The organism is Paenibacillus sp. FSL R7-0302 (genome assembly GCF_038006885.1).
In the GTDB taxonomy this organism is placed as follows: Bacteria; Bacillota; Bacilli; order Paenibacillales; family Paenibacillaceae; genus Paenibacillus_AQ.
The window spans coordinates 3,371,720-3,392,465 of sequence record NZ_JBBOWB010000001.1 but is presented as its reverse complement, the minus strand read 5'-3'; the positions used below and the strand labels follow the sequence as shown (position 1 = coordinate 3,392,465).

The window sequence follows — 20,746 nt, the reverse complement described above, 5'->3', positions numbered from 1 at the left end:
TTCCCGGGCGTGTTACAATGGTAAGGCGGTTTTGCCCTGCCGTTTCGGCAAGAAATAGAAGGATAATGTATAGCGTGAGACATATACATTCTTATATTTGAACAAGGATGGTGTTAGTGTAAATGGCAATCAGGCTGATTGTGAAAGAACCGGATGAAGTATTGCACAAAAAAGCGAAGACGGTAACCACCGTTACCCCCAATGTACAAAAACTGCTCGATGATATGGCAGATACGATGTATGACGCGGAAGGCGTAGGTCTCGCAGCTCCGCAGGTAGGAATCCTGAAGCGGCTGATTGTAATCGATGCCGATGAGGAGCATGGATTGATCAAGCTGATCAATCCCGAGATTCTCAGCATGGAGGGGGAACAGTTCGGACCCGAAGGCTGCCTGAGTATTCCCGGCCTGAACGGGGATGTCCGCCGTGCGGAGACAGTAACTGTACGTGGCCTGAACCGCGAGGGCGAGGAAGTGACCATTACCGGAAGCGGCCTGCTGGCCCGGGCTTTTCAGCATGAGATCGATCACCTGAATGGCGTGCTGTTCACAGATATTGCTGAGAAGGTCTATGAATACACAGCAGAACGCAGTGAAACTGAGGAGTGAATGAAATGAGAATAGTGTTCATGGGAACACCGGCCTTTGCAGTCCCCTCCCTGCGGATGCTGCTAGAAGAGGGCTATGAGGTAGTGGCTGTGGTGACTCAGCCGGACCGGCCGCAAGGCCGCAAGAAGACGCTGGCCCCATCCCCGGTGAAGGCGGCTGCACTGGAGCTGGGACTGCCGGTTCTGCAGCCCGAACGGCTGCGCCGCCCTGAATCGGTGGCTGAGCTGGCGGCCTATGAGCCGGATCTGATTGTTACCGCCGCTTATGGACAGATTCTTCCGAAGAGCGTTCTGGAGCTGCCGGCGAACGGATGTGTGAATGTTCATGGCTCACTGCTGCCCAAGTACCGGGGCGGTGCTCCGATACAGCGCTGTATCATGAACGGCGAGAAGGTGACCGGTGTGACGCTGATGTATATGGCGGAAGGATTGGACACCGGAGATATGATCTCGCGGGTGGAGGTAGCGATAGAGGATGACGATACTTCAGGCACGCTGTTCGAGAAGCTAAGCGTGGCCGGACGGGAGCTCCTCAAGACAGAGATGCCGCGACTGGCTGCCGGCCGTGTAGAAGCTGCCGTGCAGGATGACAGTGAAGCAACCTATGCGCCGAATCTAAACCGGGAAGATGAACGGATCGACTGGAGCCGGGGCTCGCTGGAGCTATACAACCAGATTCGCGGCCTGGTGCCGTTCTCGGGTGCGTTCACCCTGTGGAACGGCGAGACCTTCAAGGCATGGGCGGCGGTGAAGCCGCAGGCGGAGGAACAGCCGGGCGGTAGCACGGCTCCGGGCACCGTGCTGTCCGTGAGTGAACGCGGCGTTGAGGTGAAGACCGGTGACGGGACGCTGCGGCTTACAAGCGTCCAGCCTGCCGGCAAAAAAGCCATGAGCGCAGCCGACTTCAGCCGTGGTGCAACGCTTGCACCCGGCACGGTGCTCGGTTGAGCGCGGGCGGTAAGGGAGGCGGCGGACCGCGTCCGCGTACTTCCGGCAATCAGCCTGCGGCCTCCGGCACAAAGTCTGCCCCCGGCAGAACCGGCGGAGCGGGCCGGAATCGGCCGGGCGGCAAGCCTGCTGCGCCAGCTTCTGCGCGTGAGGTTGCTCTTGATATTCTGGTGCGCGTAGAGCAACAGGGTGCTTACAGTAACCTGTTGCTGGGAAGCAGCCTCCAGAAAGCGGACCTCAGCCGGGAGGATACGGGACTTGCTACAGAGCTGGTGTACGGAACCCTCTCACGGATGATTACCCTCGATTATGTCCTCAGCAGCTTCGTCAGCAAAGGGATGGCCAAGCTGGAGCCCTGGGTACGGAGCCTGCTGCGGTTAAGCCTGTACCAGATCATGTATCTGGACCGGGTTCCTTCGCATGCAGCCGTTAACGAGGCTGTGAATATCTCCAAGCGACGCGGCCATCAGGGCATCTCGGGTATGGTCAATGGCGTGCTGCGCAGTGTGCTGCGGGCGGGAGAGCTGCCGGTCTTGCCTGAGGGGCTGAGCCGGGAAGAGCGGATCTCCATCCTGCACTCCCATCCCCTGTGGATGGTGCAGCGCTGGTCGGCGGAATACGGCCCGGATACGGCAGAAGCCATGTGTGCGGCGAACAATGAGCCGCCCGCAGTCAGTGTGCGTGTCAATACAACGATGATTAGCCGGGAGGCCATGCTGGCAGAACTGCTTGAAGCCGGTCTGGATGCCGCAGAATCGAAGGTGAGTCCTGCCGGGCTGGTCATCAGAGGCGGCGGCAATCTGGCGCTGACCTCCTGGTACCGGGACGGCTATCTGTCCGTTCAGGATGAGAGCTCGATGCTGGTAGCCGAGGTTGTCGCTCCCGAAGCCGGGATGAAGGTGCTGGACTGCTGCGCTGCCCCCGGCGGCAAAAGCGCCCATATGGGCGAGCTGATGAAGGACGAAGGCTCCATATTGGCCAATGACCTGCATGAGCATAAAGCGGGGCTGATTGCCGAGCAGGCAGCACGCCTCGGCCTGGAATGCATTACCACCGCAAGCGGGGATGCCCTGGAGCTGGGTGCAGCCCTCCAGCCGGAATCCTATGACCGGATTCTGCTGGACGCTCCTTGCTCGGGGCTTGGGGTCATCCGCCGCAAGCCTGACTTGAAATGGCGCAAGCAGCCGGAGGATATTGCCAGCGTAGCTGCGTTGCAGCTTGAGCTGCTGCAATCGGTCTCCGGGCTGCTGAAGCCGGGAGGCGTGCTGGTCTACAGCACGTGTACTACCGAGCAGGCGGAGAACAGCCGGGTTGTCGCTGCTTTCCTGGAGCGCAATCCCGGCTTCGCGCAGGTCAGCTTCAAGTCAGCCGTCTGGGAGCGGCTGGAAGGAACCGCGCTTGCTGCCGGTGACGGCATACAGCTGCTCCCGCATCATTATGGCAGCGACGGCTTCTATATTGCCCGGCTGGAGCGACTCTTGTAATATAGTGATTGTGCTTCAGGACTACAGCTTCCCGCCCGCAGAATCCTCCGCGCGGCGGGCTTTTCTTTTACCGGTTCTGAGTTTTGTGTTAAAATAGGAAGAATGAGAAACAATACGCATATAATTTATGAAAGCACAGGTGCAAAAATACAATGAAACCTTTAATATATGATTTTTCTTTAGAAGAGTTGCAGCAATGGGCCAAGGACAACGGAGAGCCGGCTTTTCGCGGCGGGCAGATCTTTGACTGGCTGTATGTGAAGCGGGTCAATGACTTCGAATCCATGAGCAACCTCTCCAAGGCACTCAGAGCCAAGCTGGTTGATCAGTTCAGTATATCGGCACTCACCGAGATTACGAAGCTGGAGTCCAAGGACGGCACCGTGAAATTCCTGTTCGGTCTGCATGATGATCATGCGATTGAGACAGTTATTATGAAGCATAATTACGGCAACAGTGTGTGTGTGACCACCCAGGTAGGCTGCCGGATCGGCTGTACCTTCTGTGCCTCTACCCTTGGCGGTCTCAAGCGGGACCTGACTGCAGGGGAGATCGTTGCCCAGGTTGTCCGTTCCCAGCAGATCCTTGATGCGCGCGGCGAACGTGTAAGCAGCATTGTCATTATGGGTACAGGCGAGCCCTTCGAGAACTATGATGCAACCATGAGATTCCTGCGTCTGATGATCCATGAGAAGGGCCTGAATATTGGCCAGCGCCATATCACCGTATCCACCAGCGGAATTGTGCCGAACATCTACAAATTCGCGGATGAAGATACACAGATTAATCTGGCGATCTCGATTCACGCTCCTAACGATACGCTCCGTTCCAAGCTGATGCCGGTGAACCGCCGTTATCCGTTCGACGATGTAATTGAGTCCCTGCGCTACTATCAGGCTAAGACAGGCCGCCGGATCAGCTTCGAGTACGCCTTGATTGGCGGCGTGAATGATCAGAAGGAGCATGCAGAGGAGCTGGCGGGTGTGCTCAAGACCATGCTCTGCCATGTGAATCTGATTCCGGTCAATCATGTGCCTGAGCGCAAGTATGTCCGGACTTCCCGCAATGATATCTTTGAATTTCAGCGTATACTGGCCGATCATGGCGTGAATGTTACCATCCGCCGTGAGCAGGGCCATGATATTGCGGCCGCATGCGGGCAGCTGCGCGCCAAACATATGGAGTTGGGGTGAGGATATTTGATCAGAACAGTTCAAGCCAGCGACATTGGCCGGGTACGTACCGTCAATGAGGATTCAGTCTGGATCGGCGCTACGCGCCACGGTTATACCCTCGGCATTATTGCCGACGGAATGGGGGGACATCAGGCTGGCGATACCGCGAGCAGGCTTGCACTTGAGACGGTCAGGGGTATTCTGGACCAGCTGGAGCCTGATCTTCCGGAGGCAGAGCTGAAGGAAGCGCTGACTACCGCCATCATGGAAGCCAATAACACAGTTCACAGAGAAGCTCAGAGCGATGAGAAGCTCCATAATATGGGGACCACCATCGTTGCTGCACTGCTGAAAGGGTCGGCAGGCTATATCGGCCATATCGGAGACAGCAGGGCTTATCTGATCCGGGACGGTGAAGCCAGGCAGCTAACCGAGGACCATACGCTGGTGAATGAGCTGTTCAGGAACGGCCAGATCAGTCTGGAGGAGCTGGATAATCATCCGCGCCGCAATGTGCTTACCAGGGCGCTGGGGACGGATACAGTGGTATCCGCGGATCTGGCATATGTTACGCTTGCAATTGGTGAGCTCCTGCTGCTGTGCAGTGATGGACTCAGCAATTATGTCAGTCTGGAGCATCTGGGCAAGGTAGCCGGAATTAATGAAATATCTCTGGAAGAAAGAGCAGAGCGATTACTTCAACTGGCATTGCTTGCGGGCGGCAGCGATAATATAAGCGTTGCTATGCTGGAACACCAAGGAGAGGCCGCAGTGCCCGAGACAAAGGAGTGGGAAAGATGATCGGTCACGAATTGGGCGGCCGTTACCAAGTCATCGAACGGATCGGCGGAGGAGGCATGGCGCTTGTCTATAGAGCCCATGATATTCTGCTTAACCGGAATGTTGCTATCAAAGTACTGCGCAATCAATTTGTGCATGATGAGGAATTCATCCGCCGGTTCCGGCGGGAGGCGCAATCAGCTGCATCATTATCTCATCCCAACGTAGTCAGCATATACGATGTCGGCCAGGAAGATGAAGTCCATTATATCGTTATGGAATATATTGAAGGCAAGAACCTGAATGAGATTATCAAAGAGCGGGCACCGATGCAGGTGGATGAATCCGTGCGGATTGCCTCGCAGATTTGTGATGCGCTGGATCATGCGCATATGAACCAGATTATTCACCGCGATATTAAGCCTCATAATATTCTGATTGGACGTAACGGGCGGGTTAAGGTTACCGACTTCGGGATCGCCCGGGCCGTTACCTCCACGACGATTACCCAGACAGGCTCTGTGGTCGGTTCTGTGCACTATTTCTCTCCGGAGCATGCCAAGGGCGTAACTACAGGCGAGAAGTCGGACCTCTACTCCCTGGGCATCGTACTGTATCAGATGCTTACAGGTGTATTGCCTTTCTTAGGGGAGAGTCCGATCAGCGTGGCGCTGAAGCATCTGCAGGAGGAATTCGAGGAGCCGCGACTGCTGAATCCGCTGATTCCGCAAAGCGTGGAGAATGTAATCCTGAAGTCGATGCGCAAGAACCCGGAGGAGCGCTACCAGTCTGCCAAGCAAATGCTGCAGGATCTGGAGACCTGTCTGCTGCCTGAACGGCGCAGCGAAGCCAAGATGCTGTTCCAGGACGATGATGATGAGGACAGAACACGCATCATTCCGGCGATCAAGCCGCTGCAGCGCGGGCTAAGCAGCCGTGGCGGCGGAGAGGAACGAATCCGCAGTATGGAGGAAGCTCCTCCGCCAGCTGCTGTGAAGCGCAAGGGCCGTGCAGCGCTGTGGATCAGCCTTACGCTGGTCGTGTTAATCGCCATGTCCGGAATCGTCTGGTATGTCAATTCCAAGCTGTCGGTCGATGAAGTCTCGGTGCCTGCGGTGACGGGGAAGACCTTCCAGGAGGCCAAGGCCGAGCTTGAGGCTGTGGGCCTGTTTGCCGAGGAGCCCGCTCTGGTTGAGTATAATCCTAATTTCGAAGAGAATATTGTCTGGAAGCAGAACAAGACCAATACGATGGTCAAAGAAGGAACTCATATTATTCTGACGGTAAGTGCAGCCAAGGTGCTTCCCAAGCTTAAGGATGTCTCTAACCTGAGTTATGACGATGCGGTCAAGGAGTTAATCGCGCTTGGCATAGCCCAGAGCAGAATCACTCCTGATGAACGCTTCAGTGAGGAATTTGCCAAGGGTAAGGTCATTAGCTCTGAGCCTGCCGCAGACACTGAATATGATCCTGAGACGGTAACCGTCAAGCTGATCGTGAGCAAAGGCAAAGAGAGCACCCAGATGCCGGATCTCATCGGGAAGACGGAGAAGGAAGCCAAGGCTGCGCTGGAGAGTGTAGGTCTAGTGCTGGATGCGGTCAAGGAAGAGCCAAGCTTCACTTACAAGAAGGGTGAGGTTACGAAGCAGTGGGCCTATGAGGCAGGGGATCTGGTCCCTCCAGGCGAGAAGATTACGATCTACATCAGCACAGGGTACCCGCCGGAGGCTCTGGAATTTACGTTCAATGTTCCGGTTGCACCAGTTGCAGAAGGCAAGAAGAGCAAGATCCGCATTGTCTTTGCAGATGCGCGCAACAATGGCGAGAATCAGGAATGGGGCACACGCACCATCGGCAAGAGTCAGATCTTATCTGTGAACATGCTGCTTGCCCCTAACAAAGACGGCATGGTATCTGTATACCGTGACGGGGAGTTCCTGGAGACTTATCCGATCACTTATGTCGATGTTAAAAATAACACGGTGCAGCAGCCTGAACCGCCTCCGGTGGAGACTCAGACGCCTGCACCGACGGTTGCTCCTACCGAGCCTGTTCAGCCTACTGAGACTCCAGCTCCTGACCCGACAGCAGAGCCGGCGATTATTCCGCCGGACACCGGAGACGGAGAGGTAACGGGCGAGACGGACCAGACGGGTTATGTTCCGGGTAACGGACAGAATAACAATGAGCTGGCTTCCGCCCTCAGCAATGGCAATAGTAAGGGTAACGGTAAGGGCTCTGACAACAAGCCAGGCAAAGATAAAGGCCATAAATAATAGAACAGAGATAAGCTTCAGCCGGGCTGCCGGGAATACGGGCAGGGCTGAAGCAGCGAAATGACCCGGGGTTCTACACACTTGGGTCATTTGCGTAAATATACAGGAGAGGAAGGCTCAGCATGTATGCCTGAAGGAATCATAATCAAAGCGTTAAGCGGATATTACTATGTTAAGCCGCTCAAGGATGAACAGATTGTAACGGAGGAAGAGGCGGTACAGTGCCGGGGGCGCGGCATTCTGAAGAAGAAAGGAATTGCGCCGCTGGTGGGTGACCGGGTAATCTATGTGCTGACCGAGAACGGAGAGGGTATGGTAGATGAGCTGCTTCCCCGTGAATCGGAGCTGATCCGCCCGCAGGTGGCTAACGTGAAGCTCGCGGTGCTGCTGTTCTCCGTACGGGAGCCGGATATGAATCTTAATCTGCTGGACAAGTTCCTGGTTCATATCGAGCATTCCAGCCTGGAGACACTGATTGTGCTCACGAAGCAGGATCTGGCTGATGATGAAGGGCAGGCTACGGAAGCCGTCAAAGCTCTATATGAGCAGATTGGTTACGAGGTCATGGTCACAAGCTCGCTGAACGGATCAGGGGCGGATGAGCTGCGTCAGCGTCTGGCTGGTATCATCAGCGTCTTCTCGGGACAGTCGGGCGTAGGGAAGTCCACACTGCTCAACCGCCTTGTACCGGGCCTGGCGCTGGAGACAGGAGAGATCAGCCTTCGTCTCGGGCGCGGACGGCACACCACACGCCATGTAGAGCTGATGGATATAGGTAATGGAGGATTTGTGGCCGACACTCCGGGCTTCAGCCAGCTGGATTTCCTGGAGCTGGGAGTGGATGAGCTGTCCGTGTGCTTCCGGGAGTTCGCCTCTTATGCGGAGAACTGCAAATTCCGCGGCTGCAGCCATCTGCACGAACCGGGCTGCAAGGTGATAGAAGCCTTGAAGTCCGGGGATATTGCAGATAGCCGTTACGAGCATTACAAGCTGTTCTTTAATGAAATGAAAGATAAAAAGCGGAGGTACTAAACTTATGGTGAAAATTGCTCCTTCCATATTGTCAGCAGATTTCGCAGCGCTGGGCGCAGAGGTGGCCGAAGCGGAAGCCAGCGGTGCGGACTGGATTCATGTAGATGTGATGGACGGACATTTTGTGCCGAATATTACGCTGGGTCCCGCGATTGTGTCCGCGGTGAGATCCCATACTTCTTTACCTCTGGATGTACATTTAATGATTGAGAACCCGGAACGCTATATCGCTGATTTTGCGGCAGCGGGCGCTTCTGTGATTACGGTACACGCCGAAGCCTGCGTACATCTGCATCGTGTAATCCATCAGATCAAGGAGCTCGGCCTGATGGCAGGGGTGGCCATTAATCCGGCTACGCCGGCTGCTGCGGTGCGTGAGGTCCTGGAGGATGTCGATATGGTGCTTGTGATGACCGTCAATCCGGGCTTCGGCGGGCAGGCCTTCATTCCGCGCACCCTGCATAAGATTACGCAGCTCCGGGAGTGGGCTGAAGAGATCCATCACAAGGGTCTGCTTATCGAGGTAGACGGCGGAGTAGCCGAAGCTACGGCACCGCTTGTAGCTGGAGCAGGGGCGGATGTGCTTGTGGCAGGTAATGCAGTGTTCGGCCGCAGCGACCGCGCAGGAGCGATCAGGGCCATTCGAGAGGCGGCGGACAGCGCTGTCCGGTAATAGGTGATGACGCCCATTTACTATGGAACGAATTGACCCTCAATCTGCTGCATTCGCATACGGAAGGTATAGGCCAAGTTGTGGTCGCATAAATATGGTTACATGAGCAGAAATCTCATGTAGCCTTTTTTGCAGAGGTCTGCAATCGATGGTATATTCTTCATCTAGACAGGATAGTCTCCTACTGCACGGCATGAATTGATGGGAGGGTTAACTATGAAATTTTATACGTTCAAGCTGCCAAGATTTTTGGGAGGTTTTGTTAAAGCGATTTTGAACACGTTTCAGAAGAGTTAGGTTAAAGAAGACAAGTAAATATGAAAAAAAGCACCTTACGAATGTAAAGGGTGCTTTTTGCTACAAATATAATATCTCTTCTATTCTCGCTGAAACGGATACCGTCTATGAAAGGACGGCATGTCCGTTTCTACTTGGTATGAGATACCGCTAGGCCCGGCAATGACCGGATACTAGACGCGTTCAACTTTACCGGATTTCAAAGCACGGGTGCTGACGTACACGCGTTTCGGTTTGCCGTTCACCAGGATACGAACCTTCTGAACGTTAACTCCCCAAGAGCGACGGTTGCGGTTGTTAGCGTGAGACACGTGGTTACCGCTGCCCGGTTTCTTGCCTGTTACTGTACATGTGCGGGACATAGATTACACCTCCTTGTTACTTACACCTGCGTAAAACAATACTTGAATATCATATCACAGCAAAAATTGCTTCGTCAACCGATTCAAAAACATTTATTTCTGTAGACTCTTATAGTACAATATAAATTAGTGCATTATGTCCAGTTGATCATCGAATTGATTAGGCATGAAGTTAGGAAGGGGAATTCTCATTGAGTAAGCGTTCTATAAACGGGACAGATTTTACCGCAATGGTACTAGCCGGTGCGGAAATGCTGCAGCAGCATGCCGAGCATGTCAATTCATTGAATGTGTTTCCGGTGCCGGATGGCGATACGGGCACGAACATGAATCTGACCATGACCGCAGGCGCGAACGAATTGAAGAGAAACAACACAGCCTCTGTCGGTCAATGTGCGGGAGTGCTGTCGAAGGGACTATTGATGGGCGCGCGGGGGAACTCCGGCGTTATTTTGTCACAGCTGTTCAGAGGTCTTGGACGTTATGCGGCCCAATATGATGAGCTTAATACACAGCAGTTCGCTGCAGCACTGCAGACCGGGGTAGATACCGCCTATAAGGCAGTGGTGAAGCCGGTTGAAGGCACCATTCTTACGGTTGCCAAGGAAGCTGCAAGACATGCAGTGTATTATGCACGCCGCACAACGGATATTATCGAGCTGATGACCGAAGTCCTGGCCAAAGCCAAGGAAGCCTTGGCGCATACACCTGAGCTGCTGCCTGTGCTGAAGCAGGTGGGCGTGGTGGATTCGGGTGGCCAGGGTCTGGTCTACATCTATGAAGGCTTCCACCAGCATCTGACCAGCGGAGCAGTCTCAGCACCTGTACAGACTCCTGTGCAAGGACAAGCAGCGGCCCCTGTAGCTGTGCCGGCGCCGCTGCTAACCAAACCTGAGCATGCGTTGTCCTCCGTACAGTCTTCCGCGCAATCACAGCTCCATACGGAAGACATTGAATTTTTATATGATATGGAATTTTTCATTAACCGTCAGCTTGGCGCAGCCGTGAAAGCGGATTTTGATGAGGAAGCTTTTCGGAAAGCGTTATCAGTTAACGGGGATTCTATCATCGTCATCTCAGATGATGAGACAATCAAGGTGCATGTGCATTCCAAGACTCCCGGAGAGGTACTTAACCTGGCGCTCGTCCACGGGGAGATTACCCAGATTCACATCCTTAACATGCGTGAGCAGCACCGCGATCTGTTGACTGCCGGTATGGACATCGCACCGATGCCGGATGTCTTCGCCGATATCCCGGAAGAGAAGGCCAGCGTTCAGGCGCCGGCGGTTCCTCCTGCGGATGATCTGGCGCCGTACGGCTTCATTGCGGTCTCCTCGGGAGACGGAATCTCGGATATCTTCCGCAGTCTGGGTGTCGATGCGATCCTGGCCGGCGGCCAGACGATGAATCCCAGCACAGAGGATTTCGTGAATGCGATCTCTTCCATTTCGGCGAAGCATATCTACATTCTGCCGAATAACTCCAATATCGTCCTGGCTGCGCAGCAGGCCAAGGAGCTGCTGGAGGGCGAACGTGAGATTACAGTGATTCCAAGCAAGAGTATCCCCCAGGGGATCTCGGCTGCCTTTGCCTTCCAGGAAGAGGATGCGGTTGATACCAACACCAGCAATATGCTGGAGGCGATTGCCCAGGTCAAATCCGGACAGATTACCAATGCTGTACGGGATACCGTGATGGAGAATCTGGAGATCAAATCCGGTCAGTATATCGGCATCGAGAGCTCCAAGATTGTTGCAGCTGCCGATGATTTGCTTACGGTCAGCAAGCAGCTGCTGTCAAGCATGCTGGTGAATGGTGATGAGATCGTTACTGTGCTGACCGGTGCAGACACCGAGGCGGATATTACGGATGCCCTCGGGAGCTGGCTGGAAGAGACGTACCCGCAGGTTGAGGTAGAGATTCATGAAGGCGGCCAGCCGCTGTACTATTATCTTTTCTCAGTTGAGCCTTAGAATCTCTTACTCTTAAGTGCCCTAATCAAGCAGAGTGGAACAGCCAAATCATAGTATGGGGAGGAACAATATGAATCGTACCGTAATCGTTACCGACAGCACCTCCGATATCCCGCCTGCTCTGGCGGAGCAGTACGGCATTGAAGTCGTTCCGCTGACGCTGATGTTCGGCGAAGAGGCATTCCGGGATAATGTGGATATGACTCCGGAACAGTTCTACGAGCGTCTTCCCCGCTCGCCGCAATTGCCGACCACTTCGCAACCGTCTCCTGTAGAATATATGAATGTGTACCGCCGTATACAGGAGCAGCATCCGGGCAGCTCAATCCTGTCCTTCCACATCTCCTCCGGCTTAAGCGGCACCTACCAGTCTGCTGTCATGGCCAAATCCATGCTGGAAGAGGAGGGAGAAGCTATCACCGTGGTAGATAGCCTCTCCGCCTCCTACGGCTTCGGGTTCATGGTCGTGGAAGCCGCCCGGCTGGCGGAAGAGGGGCATGCTCCTGCTGAGATTCTGGCGAAGGTGGAGAGTCTGCGCCAATCCCGCAAGCTGTATTTCCTTGTGGATACACTGGAATATCTGCAAAAGGGCGGTAGAATCGGCAAGGCATCGGCCATCCTGGGTACGCTGCTCAATATCAAGCCGATCCTGTCCATTGATGCGGAAGGCATTATCTATGCGGTAGAGAAGGTCAGGGGACGTAAGAAGGCAGTCGCCCGCATGATCGAGCTGTTCAAGGCAGATCTGCCGGGTGTGAATACAATACATGTGGCCGTGGGTCATACAGCTGAACCGGCTTCCGGCGAAGAGTTCCTGCGGGAATTAGCCGGACATTTCACCTTGAAAGAGAAGGTTCTGACCAATGTCGGCCCTGTCGTGGGCAGCCATGTCGGGAACGGAACCTTAGCCGTATTCATCTGGCCCGCCTAAGTATAGGGGATGAACATGGTGCTTACTTTGGATTCAATTGAAGTGAAACAAATAACTGGCGTGAGCGCTCAAAAGCAAAGTGAGCTTCACGCCTTTGGCGTCTTTACAGTGAAGGACTTGCTGGAGTATTACCCTTTCCGGTATGAGGATTTCCGTCCGAAATCTCTCAGTGAGGTCAAGCACGGCGATAAGGCGACCGTAGTAGCCAAGGTCATCGGTATTCCGGTGCTCCAGCGCTTCGGGGGCAAGTCCCGCATGAGCTGCAAGATGGTGGCAGAGCCGTGGATGTTCACTGCTACATGGTTCAACCAGCATTATGCGCGTGAACAATTGACGGTCGGCCGTGAAGTGGTGCTTACGGGGAAGTGGGACCAGAAGCGCAATCAGATTACGGTGACTAACTATGAATTCCCGGACCGGGGCGAAGGCAAGACGGGAACACTGCAACCGGTATACTCAATCGGGGGCAAGATTACACAGTCCTGGATCCGCCGAATTATTGGCCAGGCTCTGCAGCAGTACGGGGACCTGATCCCGGAGATTCTGCCGCACAGCATTATGCGCAAATATGACTTCATGTCACGCAAGCGGGCCATTGCCACGATCCATCAGCCGGAGGATACGCGCGAGGGGCAGCAGGGAAGACGCCGGATGGTGTATGAGGAGCTGTTTCTGTTCCAGCTCAAGGTACAAGCCTTCCGCGTGCTGAACCGCGGCCGGATGGATGGTGTGGTTCATACGGTGGACAATGCAACCGTAAGACAATTCGTGCGCAGCCTGCCGTTTGAGCTGACTGATGCCCAGAAGCATGTGGAGCTTGAGATTCTGCAGGATATGCGTTCAGGGTATTGCATGAACCGGCTGCTTCAAGGCGATGTGGGCTCCGGCAAAACCGTACTCGCAGCGATTGCGCTCTACGCGACTGTAAGATCCGGATTTCAGGGTGCGCTGATGGTCCCGACTGAAATCCTGGCAGAGCAGCATATGCGCTCGCTCACGAGGATGTTCGAGCCGTTCGGCATCACCGTGGGCTTGCTGACCGGGAGCGTGTCCGGCCGTAAACGGAAGGACCTGCTGGCCTCTCTACAGATGGGGATGCTGGATGTGGTTGTCGGAACCCATGCGCTGATTCAGGAGGATGTCTTCTTCCGCAGCCTGGGGCTTGTGGTTACGGATGAGCAGCACCGCTTCGGGGTGAACCAGCGCAGTGTTCTGCGGCGCAAGGGGTACAACCCGGATGTGCTGACGATGACCGCCACTCCGATTCCGAGGACGCTGGCGATCACTGTCTTTGGCGATATGGATGTGTCTACGCTGTCCGAACGGCCGAAGGGGCGTGTGCCGATCACCACCTACTGGGTGAAGCCGGATCTGATGGAGCGGGTGATGAACCTGATCAGCCGCGAGATCGGGCAGGGGCGGCAGGCTTATCTGATCTGTCCGCTGATTGAGGAGTCGGAGAAGCTGGATGTGCAGAATGCGATTGATCTGCATGTGCAGATGTCGCAGGCTTTTCCGGACTATAAGGTGGGCTTGCTTCACGGGAGAATGACGCCGTCTGAGAAGGATGAAGTCATGCGGAACTTCTACAGTAACGAACTGCAGCTTCTGGTGTCTACAACGGTCGTAGAGGTCGGTGTCGATGTCCCGAATGCTACGCTGATGATCATCATGGACGCTGACCGCTTCGGGCTGTCTCAGCTGCATCAGCTGCGCGGCCGGGTCGGCAGAGGGGAGCATGCTTCCTACTGTGTGCTGATGGCTGATCCGAAGTCGGAGATCGGGCGCGAGCGGATGACCGCGATGACAGATACGGATGACGGGTTCGAGGTATCAAGGCGGGATCTGGAGCTGCGGGGACCGGGGGATTTCTTCGGGACGAAGCAGAGCGGCCTGCCGGAATTCCGTCTGGCGGATATGACTGCTGACTTCGAGACGCTTGAGCAGGCGCGCGATGATGCCGCTGAGTTGCTGCGGGAGGCTTCATTCTGGACCTCGGCGGATGTTGCGCCGCTGCGCGGGTATTTACAGCAGGAACAAATTTTCCAGGGGGATTTAATTGACTGAACAGGCACATCCGGGCACCTGCCCTCATATACTGTGAATGATTGGATATGACAGGAGGTGCTGTACTTGGGTTATCAGCAATATGGAATCAGTCCCCAGCTGGTGGATCGCATCAAGCTGAAGATGAAGAATTCGGCGGTCAAGGAACGCGTCAAGAATATGATTACCGGCATCTCCAAACAGGAGCTGCAGGATACAGCAGTCGTGCGCAAGCTGGTGCGTAATGCCTCGGCGGTGATGCATGAGAAGCTGACGAACGCACAGGAAGAACAAATTGTGAAATTCGTCATTGCCCAAAAGATTGATCCGAACAATACGTTTCACCTGATCCGCTTATGGGGGATGTTCCGCTGACAAATAGCGGGATTCAGGAATCTCCGATAGGTTTGTAATCCAAAAAGGGGATGTCCATAGCCATGAACTGGCTGGGGCACCCCTTGTTTTGGGGTTGGATGGACGTTTACGCTCGGTGAGGACGCTCCGCGAACGAAACGTTGTTACAATCGCTGTGCTCGTAAGAATTTTTTTCATTCCCCTTAGCGGTGAAAATCCGGAGACTGCTGATGCTTCCGAAGCGAGCTTTCCTGCGGAAAGCTTTCAGGCGACCGCTATCGCTTTTCCGCGGGTCATTTCGTTCTCTCCGCTGTTTAAGCGGGAAATGGACCATGGACCAACTTTGCTTGCCAATGGATCTTGAATAAGATATTCCTGAACATCACCTCGTTCGTGTCGTGAATGCCGCAGTTCATCGGCTGGATGACGCCATCTTTGACGCGGCCTACCCTGGTGGTGGCCGTGACAGCTACCATCCCAAAATGCTGATCAAAGTCATCATTTACGCCTACACCCAGCGAATCTATTCTTCTCGTCAAATCGCCAATCCGTCCGGGAGAACCTCCTCTTCATGTGGCTCGCCGGACGGCAGCGGCCAGACTTTCGTACTTTGAATCGTTTCTGTTCCCAGCGGATGAAGACCGTTCTCGAAACCGTATTTACAGCCGCACATGGAACAAGCACGGCAGCGTGCCCATAATGTATTAAACCAAGCTGCAAATGACCAATTGCATGTTAAGTTTGAATAAGATATAGGTTTTGTTGATCGAAGCAGGAACTTAAAAGGTTTGGGTGTTTCGTATCCCGCTTAAACAGCGGAGAGGACGGAACGATTGTGGAAAAGCGACAGCGGTCGCCTGAAAGCTTTCCTCAGGAAAGCTCGCTTCGGAAGCATCAGCAGTCTGCGGATTTTTACCGATCAGGGAAATAAATAAAATCTGGAGACCACAGCGATTGTAACAACGGTCCGTTCGCGGAGCGTCCACCCAAGTGCTCACGTTGATCCTATTCCTCACTCAAAAAGGAGCTGTCCCAAGTAGCCATTTCACGGCTTTTGGGACAGCTCCTTTTTACTTGTTATATAGGAAACTATAGTTTCCTGCTGCTGTGGAAAAGGTGAGTGTAGATTTGTGGATAGTAGAGGGGCATTTGAAACAAATGTATGTGAAAAACAGCATATATTGTGCTCGCAAGCAGGCATATGGACCAAATGTATGTGAAAAACAGCATACATTATGTTCTCAAACAGGCATACGGTCTAAATGTATGTGAAAAACAGCATACATTGTGTTCGCGCGAAGGTAGTTAATTCATCCGTTTCGCCGCCCTGGAAGGCACCAGCTCAGCCGGGCGGCTTATTGCGGAACAGAGCACGAATCCGGTTGTTCCGCGCGGCATTGATCACAATCTTGCTATCCTGATCACAGTCATGCACGATAGAGGCGAGCTGTTCTTCCTCCAGCCTGCTTGCCAGGCAGAAGACCGTACCAGGCTCGCCCTCCGGTCCTGTGGATCTTACGAGCTTCACCTCGCGGTCCAGCGACTGCTGGAGCTTGCGGCGGATCTCCTCGCATTTGCTGCTGGTAATAAAGACCGCCTGCGTGAGCGAGAGGTCCCTTAAGGAGAACCGCAGCGCTTCAAAGGCAAGCAGATACGCAATGATACTGTACATCGCCTGATCCCAGCCGAATAATGATCCGCCGTAGAGCAGGATGAGCATATTGAACAGCATAATCGGCATCTCAGCCGATTTGGGCGGCCCTCCGTTCAGCAGCCGGACGCTCTGCTTCTCGCTTCCGGCGGTCAGCCCTCCGAAGCGTACAGAGATGCCCAGGCCGAACCCGAGACATAGCCCCCCGGCAATAGCCGCGGGCAGCGGCTCGCTGATTGCCGCCGGGAAATGGTGCAAGGCCAGAGACCCTGCCGTCAGACAAATCAGGCCAAGCATCGTATACAAGGCAAAGCGGAGATTAATCTGCCTGCGCGACATCAGAATAAAGGGAAGGTTGAACAGGAACAGGAATAATCCAAGCCGCATTTCGGTCACATGGGACAGCAGGGCGGATAATCCGGCAATGCCGCCCGGAAGCAGCTTATGCGGCATAAGGAATAGCTCCAGACCCACGGCTGCAAGTAATCCTCCGCCTACAATGGACAGCAGACGCAAGGTTTTGGAATAACGTAAGGGTGCAGCATTTCTATATCTGACTCTCATAAGATTTCCTCCTTTCAGCAGGAAACCGGAATTTGTGTTGCGGATTACGGCGCTTGCAGCTTCATTCAGCGTACAGCCGTACTCCTACGAAATGTGAATTATATTTCAGCGGAAGCAGCAGCAGCCGCTTCAGCAGAATGTAAATGAAGGGGAGCAGCGATACACAGAGCAGCAGCCCGGGAGGTCCGGACTCCAGCGTCAGCGGGTTCTCACGGGGAGCAAGCCGGACGGCCTGGGTGTCATAGATCTGCGTATGATGCACGCGCACTGGCTGGGCCAGCTTATGCTCATAGCGGTCCGGCCTTACAGAATGCATCTCAGGCTCTTGTTCCTGCAGCATCTGGAGGGCCATGATCAGAAAAGTCAGCAGCAGCACCGGAAGAAACACAGCCTTCAGCAGATCCAGCAGCGTCAGACGCGTCCAATCTCTCCTCATGAGAACACCCCCCTTTTTGTAAATTGTAGTTAAAGCATATCATAGGATCTTAGCAGGACCAAATATAATACGCTATTATTTCAAGGCCTGCGACTGAGGAATAACGAAACCGGAGCTGCTACGCTGCGTATTCTCTAGTAAATTGAACTTTTTGTGAAAAAATGATCGGAAGGAGCAGTTAATTTGCATAATGCAGGCGTATTTAACGGTTTGTACCCGGCAGCGGCCAGCAGCCAGAGCGGATTTTTCACGGAGGGGCCATTCTTGTTAAAGCTCATTCTGCTGCTGATTGCGGGCGTTGTTGCTTACACGATTTGGAGAGGACTCAAGATCTGGATGACGAACCAGACCAGCCCTCTGCAATCAAGGGTAGTTACGGCTGTTGCCAAACGGACAGAGGTCTGGGGCGGAAGAGGGCATATGGGGACGCATACGAGTTATTATGTGACCTTTGAATTCCATAATGGCAGCCGCAGAGAGCTTGAAGTGAAGCCGAGGGCGTATGCCATGATTGTTGAGGGGGACCGGGGGGAGCTGTCGTACCAGGGCAGCCGGTTCAAAGGATTCGTGCGGGCAGGGATGCAGAGGGATAGCGGGTGATTGTTGAAGCGAACGGAGAATCTCTGCATGAAGAGCTGGAAGTAACCTTTGGAATAACATTTATTTGCAGCAAAAAAATGCAAGGAAGCGGACCTGTCGCTAAGTGAGCGAGCCCGGGAAAGCTTCCTTGCATTTATTGTGTCCGGGTCTAGAGTACGCGCTGCATGTGCAGAATTACGTTGCTCCAGTATCCGCTGTCCAGCTCACTGATCTGCACGCCGGGGTCACCCCAGGTGTGAATGAAATTCCCGCCGCCGATGTAGATACCGACATGACCGGGAACCGCGTCGCTCTCGAAACGTCCGGGTACGGTGAAGAAGATCAGATCGCCGGGCTCCAGCGAGCTGCGCGATACCCGTCTGCCGATATTGTCCTGATCTTTGGCCAGCCGGGGCAGATCCACCCCGAATTTCTGAAAGACATGGCGTGTAAAGGACGAGCAGTCGAAGCGCTTGGTCTCCTCATAGGAGCCAGCACCGAAATCGTAGGGGACACCGAGAAATTTCTTGGCATAGGCGACCAGCTCTCCCGTGTCCACATTTGATACACTCTGAATCCGCAGCGGCTTTGCAGCCTCCACCTTGCCGGAGTCCTCTGTACTCTCCCTTTCGGAAGGGGTTGCGATGTTAATCTCGCCGGTGCCGGGATTCCAGCCGACCTCTGTCTGCAGCAGCTTGGACAAGGCGGTGGGGGTGATATAGATTTGACCTTCACGGCGGACGGGGACATCGGGAAGGGTGATGTGCTGGCCTAATGAGAATGCCTGGCTGGAATCCGGCCGCAGCATATACATGACATCACTATAGCCGAGCTTGGTATAGCCGCCGCTTGCCGTGTCATCCTTCATCCGGAAGCCGATGGAAGCGACAGCCGGTTTGAGCGGAATCCAATACTTGCCTTCCTTGTCGGTAAAAGAATTCTTCTCATAATAGCTGCCTGCGAACGTTCCGGTTGGCGTCAGCGAGTTAACCTTGGGAGTGCTGTCCTTGCTGGTGTAGGTGCAGGCGGTTGTTCCGGCAATGGCGGTAGCAAGGATGGCGGAGGATAATAAAATTTTGCTGGTACGCAGATTGATTATTGGCATGGGGCACGCTCCATCTTCAAACTTTAAGGTAAGTTTGTGCAGGACCGCTTTTTTTATGTGCTGCAGGCCTTAGCAAACAATGTCAAGAGAAACCGCAGATTGTTGAAGCGGGGAGACACTCATTGTGCGTATTTTGTAAAATATGGACCTCACTTAAATGATTGACGGGAAATCAACCTACATATAATATATGTTTAATAGATTCGGGGAGCAGATGGGGACAGGGTGCGGGCCTTCGCTTTAATGCTTTTAAAGATGAAAGCGATAATGCTGGACCGCTAGCCCAGGTTCTCGCGCTGAACCCGTACAAGAAGAGGGGTAATCTGATGAAGACGAAGAAGATTTGGATGGGGCTAAGTATGGCCTTGATGCTCGTAGCTGCCGGTTGCGGGAACAATAATGCAGCAGTGAAGAATGACGCGGGCACCGGGAATGCCCCGGCCGCAGCGACGGAAGCTCCAGCCTCAAATGCAGGCTCCGGCGATGCCAAATCCTATAAGATAGCCATCTCGCAATACGTGGAGCATCCGTCACTGGACGCTACCCGTGAGGGATTCCTGGCTGCGCTGAAGGATGGAGGGATTGTCGAAGGGGAGAACCTGAAGGTGGATCTTCAGAACGCTCAGGCAGACCAGGCGAACAACCTGTCCATTGCCCAGAAGATTGCCGGCGACAAGAACGATCTGGTGCTGGGGATTGCTACACCTTCGGCTCAGGCTGTCGTACAGAATGTGAAGGACACTCCGATTCTGTTCGCTGCGGTAACCGACCCTCTCGATGCCAAGATTGTCAGTGATCTGGAGCATCCCGGAGGTAATGTGTCAGGCGCATCGGATACCAATCCGGAGTCGATTACCCGCCTGATGAACTTCATTGCGACGCAGTTCCCCAAGGTGAAGAAGCTGGGCCTGGTCATTAATGAAGGGGAGCCCAATGCTGTAGTTATGGCAGATATCGCCAAGGGTGAGCTGGACAAGCACGGGATCGAGCTGGTGAAGGCGGCGATTACGAACACTTCGGAAGTGAAGCAGGCTGCGGAATCGCTTGTAGGGCGCGTCGATGCGCTGTACATTACACTCGATAACTCCGTTGTCAGTGGCGTAGACGCGATTATCCAGACGGCTAACGACAACAAGCTTCCGTTCTTCTCGGCAGACCGTGATACGGTGGAGAAGGGTGCTTTTGCTACAGTAGGCTTCAAATACTATGATCATGGCTATCAGGTCGGCCAAATGGCGGTAGAAGTGCTTAAGAACGGAAAAAGTCCTGGTGATATGAAGGTGACGATGCAAGAGAAGTTGGACTTGGTCCTTAATCTCAAGGCGGCGGCAGCACAGGGAATTGAAGTAACGGATGCTATGAAGGCTGAAGTGGCTGATCCGGGCAATAATATTATTCAATAACCTACAGAGTTCATAAACAGGGTGCGTCCGAGCTGGGCGCCCTTTGCCGCTTGAGGGAGGAAGTCAG

At 54.1% G+C, this 20,746-nt stretch carries 19 protein-coding genes and 1 pseudogene; 16 read left to right on the top strand and 4 right to left on the bottom strand.

From position 1 onward, the window contains the following. The first annotated feature begins 122 nt into the window (after positions 1-122). The 9 genes from def to spoVM all read left to right on the top strand — a co-directional run bounded on the left by def (position 123) and on the right by spoVM (position 9,272). Positions 123-608, top strand: a complete 486-nt coding sequence (gene def, locus MKY96_RS14880; RefSeq protein WP_340941326.1) for a peptide deformylase — start codon at positions 123-125, stop codon at positions 606-608. Positions 609-613: 5 nt separating this feature from the next. Further along, positions 614-1,555 carry a methionyl-tRNA formyltransferase gene (fmt, locus tag MKY96_RS14875; protein ID WP_340941325.1) on the top strand — a complete coding sequence of 314 codons (942 nt, stop codon included), beginning with the start codon at positions 614-616 and terminating at the stop codon, positions 1,553-1,555. Next, entirely contained in the window at positions 1,552-3,039 is a 1,488-nt protein-coding gene (rsmB, locus tag MKY96_RS14870; protein ID WP_340941323.1) for a 16S rRNA (cytosine(967)-C(5))-methyltransferase RsmB, read from the top strand. Before fmt ends, rsmB begins: the two co-directional genes overlap by 4 nt. A 152-nt stretch (positions 3,040-3,191) precedes the next feature. Then, a complete protein-coding gene (gene rlmN, locus MKY96_RS14865) occupies positions 3,192-4,232 on the top strand; it encodes a 23S rRNA (adenine(2503)-C(2))-methyltransferase RlmN (RefSeq protein WP_036729399.1) in 1,041 nt (346 codons plus the stop codon). 6 nt (positions 4,233-4,238) lie between these two features. Beyond that, positions 4,239-5,015, top strand: a complete 777-nt coding sequence (locus tag MKY96_RS14860; protein ID WP_340941322.1) for a Stp1/IreP family PP2C-type Ser/Thr phosphatase — start codon at positions 4,239-4,241, stop codon at positions 5,013-5,015. After that, positions 5,012-7,270: a Stk1 family PASTA domain-containing Ser/Thr kinase gene (pknB, locus tag MKY96_RS14855; protein WP_340941321.1), complete on the top strand. Its 2,259-nt coding sequence runs from the start codon at positions 5,012-5,014 to the stop codon at positions 7,268-7,270. The genes MKY96_RS14860 and pknB overlap by 4 nt, the downstream gene beginning before the upstream one ends. Positions 7,271-7,396: 126 nt before the next feature. After that, positions 7,397-8,302, top strand: a complete 906-nt coding sequence (gene rsgA / locus MKY96_RS14850; RefSeq protein WP_340941320.1) for a ribosome small subunit-dependent GTPase A — start codon at positions 7,397-7,399, stop codon at positions 8,300-8,302. Positions 8,303-8,306: 4 nt separating this feature from the next. Beyond that, positions 8,307-8,975: a ribulose-phosphate 3-epimerase gene (gene rpe / locus MKY96_RS14845; RefSeq protein ID WP_340941319.1), complete on the top strand. Its 669-nt coding sequence runs from the start codon at positions 8,307-8,309 to the stop codon at positions 8,973-8,975. A 216-nt stretch (positions 8,976-9,191) separates the two neighbouring features. Then, the gene (spoVM, locus tag MKY96_RS14840) at positions 9,192-9,272 is read left to right on the top strand and encodes a stage V sporulation protein SpoVM (RefSeq protein WP_020431362.1); all 81 of its coding nucleotides are present in this window, start codon (positions 9,192-9,194) and stop codon (positions 9,270-9,272) included. Positions 9,273-9,445: 173 nt separating this feature from the next. Here spoVM and rpmB read toward each other — a convergent pair whose 3' ends face one another. Continuing rightward, positions 9,446-9,634 carry a 50S ribosomal protein L28 gene (rpmB, locus tag MKY96_RS14835; RefSeq protein WP_076074411.1) on the bottom strand — a complete coding sequence of 63 codons (189 nt, stop codon included), beginning with the start codon at positions 9,632-9,634 and terminating at the stop codon, positions 9,446-9,448. A 191-nt stretch (positions 9,635-9,825) separates the two neighbouring features. Between rpmB and MKY96_RS14830 the strand changes: the two genes are divergently transcribed. From MKY96_RS14830 to MKY96_RS33925, 5 genes and pseudogenes are all read left to right on the top strand, one after another. Continuing rightward, a complete protein-coding gene (locus tag MKY96_RS14830; protein WP_340941318.1) occupies positions 9,826-11,610 on the top strand; it encodes a DAK2 domain-containing protein in 1,785 nt (594 codons plus the stop codon). A gap of 70 nt (positions 11,611-11,680) precedes the next feature. Further along, complete coding sequence (locus MKY96_RS14825; RefSeq protein ID WP_340941317.1) at positions 11,681-12,541, top strand: DegV family protein; 861 nt, start codon at positions 11,681-11,683, stop codon at positions 12,539-12,541. A gap of 15 nt (positions 12,542-12,556) precedes the next feature. Continuing rightward, on the top strand, positions 12,557-14,608 hold the full coding sequence (gene recG / locus MKY96_RS14820) for an ATP-dependent DNA helicase RecG (RefSeq protein ID WP_340941316.1): 2,052 nt from the start codon (positions 12,557-12,559) through the stop codon (positions 14,606-14,608). 66 nt (positions 14,609-14,674) lie between these two features. Further along, complete coding sequence (locus MKY96_RS14815) at positions 14,675-14,962, top strand: stage VI sporulation protein F (RefSeq protein ID WP_340941314.1); 288 nt, start codon at positions 14,675-14,677, stop codon at positions 14,960-14,962. Positions 14,963-15,312: 350 nt separating this feature from the next. Continuing rightward, positions 15,313-15,608 (top strand): annotated as a pseudogene (locus MKY96_RS33925) (transposase); the annotation flags it as partial. A gap of 675 nt (positions 15,609-16,283) precedes the next feature. Here MKY96_RS33925 and MKY96_RS14805 read toward each other — a convergent pair. Both MKY96_RS14805 and MKY96_RS14800 read right to left on the bottom strand, forming a co-directional pair. Next, positions 16,284-17,156 carry a YitT family protein gene (locus tag MKY96_RS14805; protein ID WP_340941311.1) on the bottom strand — a complete coding sequence of 291 codons (873 nt, stop codon included), beginning with the start codon at positions 17,154-17,156 and terminating at the stop codon, positions 16,284-16,286. Between the two features lie 61 nt (positions 17,157-17,217). Further along, the gene (locus MKY96_RS14800) at positions 17,218-17,592 is read right to left on the bottom strand and encodes a hypothetical protein (RefSeq protein ID WP_340941310.1); all 375 of its coding nucleotides are present in this window, start codon (positions 17,590-17,592) and stop codon (positions 17,218-17,220) included. Between the two features lie 264 nt (positions 17,593-17,856). On the opposite strand from MKY96_RS14800, the gene MKY96_RS14795 reads away from it, so the two are divergent. After that, positions 17,857-18,192: a DUF2500 domain-containing protein gene (locus tag MKY96_RS14795; protein WP_340941309.1), complete on the top strand. Its 336-nt coding sequence runs from the start codon at positions 17,857-17,859 to the stop codon at positions 18,190-18,192. 148 nt (positions 18,193-18,340) lie between these two features. On the opposite strand, the gene MKY96_RS14790 is transcribed toward MKY96_RS14795, so the two are convergent. After that, positions 18,341-19,276, bottom strand: a complete 936-nt coding sequence (locus MKY96_RS14790; protein WP_340941308.1) for a C40 family peptidase — start codon at positions 19,274-19,276, stop codon at positions 18,341-18,343. A 326-nt stretch (positions 19,277-19,602) separates the two neighbouring features. Here MKY96_RS14790 and MKY96_RS14785 point away from each other — a divergent pair, with 326 nt between their 5' ends. Continuing rightward, a complete protein-coding gene (locus MKY96_RS14785; RefSeq protein WP_340941307.1) occupies positions 19,603-20,679 on the top strand; it encodes an ABC transporter substrate-binding protein in 1,077 nt (358 codons plus the stop codon). The last annotated feature ends 67 nt before the right edge of the window (positions 20,680-20,746 follow it).